At 50.8% G+C, this 739-nt stretch carries 1 protein-coding gene; it reads right to left on the reverse strand.

Annotated elements, in window-relative coordinates:
• Nucleotides 1-284 (reverse strand): hypothetical protein (locus IEV46_RS17845; protein ID WP_229736222.1); only part of this gene is annotated, 284 nt, incomplete at its 3' end.
• Between the last annotated feature and the right edge of the window lie 455 nt (nt 285-739).

Raw genomic sequence — 739 nt, forward strand, 5'->3', positions numbered from 1 at the left:
TCGACCCCTCTGGTATCGTTACCCTGGAGTTGCCTAGTGAAGGCAATCTCCTTTCCGGTGAAACGGATTTTTTGTAAATCTGGGGTATCGCCCATCACCCCAGATCTCGTCCCCACTTCCAACTCAATTTGTTCCATTCCTTCCAACTCGGCCTTTTTCGCCTCGACCGCCCGACGGAGGACGGAGGCGATTGCGGCGGAAAGGGATTCTTCTCCCAAAACTTCAGCAGCTTCGTCGAAAATGGGTTCGTCATCTTTCGTGACGTACAGGTTTTTCCTCGGCATGGTGTATCTCTCCTTTTTGTTTGTTTGCCGGGATAGGCTCCCGGCTGGCCGGATCAGGGAAGGTCTCCCTCTCGTTTGAAGGAGTGGGGGAATCACTCCCCCAACTCCGCCACCCCTTTCAGAAGGAGGTTTTTCAACTCTTCCGGGTCAAAGTCTTCATATTTGTCGACGAACCAGGTCGTCTGGTTCGAGAGCTCTTCAAGATCAAACCCGGCTGTCGTATGAAGCTTCTGTTCATCGAAGTAGATATCCGCCACGAACCCTTCTTTCTTCCACCGCTCAANAGCGGCGAACTGTTCCATTTTCGCGATGATGCCGTCGTATAGGCTTTCCGTGTTCTCTTTTATCCAATCGCTTTCCACCCGGAGGTGGGTTCCTTCGATTTTCTCAATCACTTTTTTCAAGCCCATACTGATTCCCCCTCATTGGTGTTTTTCAAGCTCATCTACAGTATA

It is taken from the genome of Kroppenstedtia guangzhouensis, assembly GCF_014637345.1.
In the GTDB taxonomy this organism is placed as follows: Bacteria; Bacillota; Bacilli; order Thermoactinomycetales; family DSM-45169; genus Kroppenstedtia; species Kroppenstedtia guangzhouensis.